Annotated in this window: 6 protein-coding genes; all 6 read left to right on the top strand. The window is 56.1% G+C overall.

Annotation, left to right across the window (positions count from 1 at the left end):
- On the top strand, nt 1-397 hold a 397-nt coding region (locus RC85_RS27255; protein ID WP_238383228.1), incomplete at its 5' end, for a hypothetical protein.
- A 591-nt stretch (nt 398-988) separates the two neighbouring features.
- Nucleotides 989-1180, top strand: coding sequence for a hypothetical protein (locus tag RC85_RS27900; protein ID WP_149753337.1), 192 nt, complete (start codon nt 989-991; stop codon nt 1178-1180).
- On the top strand, nt 1177-1734 hold the full coding sequence (locus RC85_RS25060) for a hypothetical protein (protein ID WP_149753336.1): 558 nt from the start codon (nt 1177-1179) through the stop codon (nt 1732-1734). The genes RC85_RS27900 and RC85_RS25060 overlap by 4 nt, the downstream gene beginning before the upstream one ends.
- 363 nt (nt 1735-2097) lie before the next feature.
- Nucleotides 2098-2319 carry a hypothetical protein gene (locus RC85_RS27895; protein WP_162273277.1) on the top strand — a complete coding sequence of 74 codons (222 nt, stop codon included), beginning with the start codon at nt 2098-2100 and terminating at the stop codon, nt 2317-2319.
- Nucleotides 2316-2642 carry a hypothetical protein gene (locus RC85_RS25055; protein WP_068267571.1) on the top strand — a complete coding sequence of 109 codons (327 nt, stop codon included), beginning with the start codon at nt 2316-2318 and terminating at the stop codon, nt 2640-2642. The genes RC85_RS27895 and RC85_RS25055 overlap by 4 nt, the downstream gene beginning before the upstream one ends.
- Before the next feature lie 382 nt (nt 2643-3024).
- A complete protein-coding gene (locus RC85_RS28945) occupies nt 3025-3147 on the top strand; it encodes a hypothetical protein (protein ID WP_261340495.1) in 123 nt (40 codons plus the stop codon).
- The last annotated feature ends 718 nt before the right edge of the window (nt 3148-3865 follow it).

Below are 3865 nucleotides of genomic sequence, written 5' to 3'. Positions count from 1 at the left end.
CTACGATTTGAACCTGGTGATTGTCACCTACGTGGACGAAGTCCGCGCTGACGGACGGCATCGCGATGGTGTGTTGCGGATAACCATTGCATGCACCGGAGTGGCGGCCGCACACTTTTCTCTCTGCTTGCACGTCAAATCCCGCCACCTCGGTGATGCTTACCGTTATCCGACTGAGCCGCGGACACTTGCTGGCCGTCTCGCGTTCTCCGGGGCACAACCTACGCCTCGATTGGCTGATCGCTCACTTACTCTTACACTTCCCCCGCTTCCTTTTTTGCGACCGTTCCTTCCGATCGTTACTCTGGACCGTCCTGGTCGATTCCAACGGTTGCTCGCGTCGCGGGTCACCGACGGGGCGGGACGCCGGCGATACACCATCCAATCCTCGTCATGATTTGATCCGCGATTCCGAAGACCTTTACCGCGATTCAAAACTTGTTCATGTGGCGACGTCCCGTCGATGTTCTCTGCTTCGCAGGTTATGCTCGATCCAACGTGGCGGCGTCCCGCCGATGTTTTCTGCTCGCGCAGGGCACACTCGTTTCACACCGATGTTTTCCACTGCCTGATCTCGCTCATGTGTCTCGTACCTGTCGCTGGTTTCTATCGTATGCCATGCCGACGGATAACCAAAGGATGCACCGGAGTGGGGCTTGCGGCTGCTTTCTGATGGTTACCTTTTCCGTCCCCACCCGGTGATCCTAGACGTTATCCGACTGAGACGCGGACATTTACTGACCGCCTCGTGCCCTGCGGGGCACAATCCATGCTCGACCAACACTGCTATGCCCCCAACGCTCGATCATTACTCAAGTCCAGACTGCCCTGCGGGGCACCAACCGACGCCTGAATTACAAGTCTCGACCAACGCCGATGTGCCGGATGCACTGCGTGGCACCAACCAACGCCTGTCTTCGGTTGCTCGATTCACAACTGCCGACATAAACTTGCTCGAACGTCCAGTCTTTGCTACTCTTTCCACACGGTGAATGCCACCCACGGGAACGAAGTCCGCGCTGACGGACCGCATCGTAATGGTGTTTTGCGGATAACCATTGCATGCACCGGAGTGGCGGCCGCACGCTTTCCTCTCTGCTTGCACGTCAAATCCCGCCACCTCGGTGATGCTTGCCGTTATCCGACTGGGCGCGAAAGTTCTGATGACTCAAGATCGTGATTGACGAAAACCCATACATACCGCCGAACTCGACGAATCAAACATTACCGCTGACTGGCGCTCAGGGATACCCAGCACGCCCGATGCGATTTTGGCGGATCCAACAGCTCAAGGCGGACATGCGAGAGCATCCGCTTAGCGACCGTGAATCTATCCCATACCTTATTGCTTTTGTCCTAGCGTCTCTTTTGCCTTCGCTGATAGTCTTCGATGATCTTAATCACTGGGACCTGGCGAGTGACACTGGAGGACTGGTGATCACCTTGGCAGCTATCGTCTATTTGTTCCACCGAAACGGCGGGTCAACGGGCAAACACTTTTTGCAACGGTACTTCGCGATTGGATTTGTTACGTCGATACGCTGCTTGGCGGCATTTCTCGTCTTTGGTATCGCAAACGCTGCGTTTCAAGATGGCCTCGGTATTCTTTCTGATGTTACAACGATGTTTGACTTTATGACTATTGTCGCATGCCACCTTTTCTTGTACTGGCGAATTGGGATCCACATTTCGCAGATTGCGACATGGACTGCTCGCACACCAAACAGCGGATAACCATTGCATGCACCGGAGTGGCGGCCGCACGCTTTTCTCTCTGCTTGCACGTCAAATCCCGCCACCTCGGTGATGCTTGCCGTTATCCGACTGAGCCGCGGAAATTTGCTGCCCGCCTCTCGCCCTGCGGGGCACAACCAACGCACGACCAAAACCGCTTTGCCCCCCCCCAAAGCTCAACCAAGACTCGAGTGCCGACTGCCCTGCGGGGCATCAACCGACGCCCGAATTCCAACGCTCAATCAATGCTGAAGTGCCGGATGCACTGCGTGGCACCAACCAACGCCTGTCTTCCCGAACTCGATACACTACCTCCCACCGCAATTTGCTTTGCCGGCGACACTCTGCTACGCTTTCCACACGGTGATTGTCACCTACGTGGACGAAGTCCGCGCTGACGGATCGCATCGCAATGGTGGTTTTCGGATAACCATTGCATGCACCGGAGTGGCGGCCGCACGCTTTCCTCTCTGCTTGCACGTCAAATCCCGCCACCTCGGTGATGCATACCGTTATCCGACCGGGCGTGTGTCCATCCCGCGGCTTCACATTAAGATGCACAACTTCTTCCTCAACTTGACATGAAACTCCTCCCTCCGCCTACTGGCTGGCTGCTCGGATATCCGATCTTCTTCACCGTCATCGCATTTTTACTTGCCCGAGAAGTCTCCCGCGATTTCTCAACGCCGATACTCATCGAGGCGATTGGGTTTCTGATACTCGCTGCTTTGCTGTGGCTGCGAACTCCCTTGGCCCTCGTGTTCAACGCCATCTTCGCGGTGGTGCTGATATCCTTGGGCGGTTTCGTCCTCTATCGAACGGGCACGTACGGCCATTTGGTGGGCGGCTTTCTGCTTCTGGTAGGCTGCTGGACATTTCGTGATGATATCGAATCGCAAAACATCTAGCTTGATGCTGAACCAAGTAGCGGATAACCATGGGATGCACCGGAGTGGGGCTTGCATGCGTTTCCTGATGGTTAACTTTTCCGTCCCCACCCGGTGATCCCGACCGTTATCCGACTGAGCTGCGGACATTTGCTGCCTTCCTCGCGCCCTGCGGGGCACAACCCATGCTCGACCAAAACCGCTTTGCCCCCAACGCTCGACCAAGACTCGAGTGCCGACTGCCCTGCGGGGCATCAACCGACGCCTGAATTCCAATACTTAATGAATGCCGACGTGCCGGATGCACTGCGTGGCACCAACCAATGCCTACCTTCTAACGCTCGATGCACTGCCGCCCCACAAAACTTGCTTGAACGCCCGCTCTTTGTTACGATCTTCGCCGGTGATGGTCACCCACAGGGACAAAATCCGCGCCGACGGACCGTATGGCGATGGTGTATTGCGGATAACCATTGCATGCACCGGAGTGGCGGCCGCACGCTTTCCTCTCTGCTTGCACGTCTAATCCCGCCACCTCGGTGATGCATACCGTTATCCGACTGAGCGCTCGCGGCACTCATGCTCCAAAGATCCAGCCGGCAAGATGATCGAAATATGAGCCACGAAACGCAACCCGTCGATGACTCGACATCTTCGGCTAAATTGCTACGTACCCATACTCGTCGCGGTGCATGCATTGGTGCGTGTTTTGGCCTGGCTTTGGTTTATCGCATCATGTCCGGCTCAATTGACCCCGAGGTCACGGATCACTCACCGCTTTTTCCTGCTGCGGTCATGTTCGTTTCGCTATTCTGTTGCTTTCTATTTGCTTCTTGCACTATCATCGGTGCGGGCGTGGGGCGATACTTCCGTCGTAAATCACACGACGCGGATGATCACACGTGATGCTCGTTCCCTTGATGGCGGCGTCCCGCCGTTGTTTTCTGCTCGCGCAGATCATGCTCGAGTCATCGTGGCGACGTTCCGTCGTTATTTTCCGCTCGCGCGGACAACGCACACTGGCGGTTTGCCGCCTAAAGGATACGGCGGATAACCAAAACATGCACCGGAGTGGCGGTGGTGAACTTTTCTCTTTGCTTGCATGTCTATCGCCGCCACCTCGGTGATGTAGACCGTTATCCGACTTAAACGCGGACACTTGCTCCCCGCCTCGCGCCCTGCGGGGCACAACCAACGCACGACCAACACCGCTTTGCCCCCAACGCTCAACCAACATCGAAATG

The sequence above is a fragment of the Rubripirellula obstinata genome (assembly GCF_001642955.1).
Classification (GTDB): Bacteria; Planctomycetota; Planctomycetia; order Pirellulales; family Pirellulaceae; genus Rubripirellula; species Rubripirellula obstinata.
Note: the sequence above shows the minus strand (reverse complement) of the source record. Positions and strands in the feature narration are given on the sequence as shown.

Excerpts from the sequence above, each read along its gene's own strand:
- RC85_RS25055 (WP_068267571.1), top strand. The coding sequence starts at position 2,316 with ATGAAACTCCTCCCTCCGCCTACTGGCTGGCTGCTCGGATATCCGATC.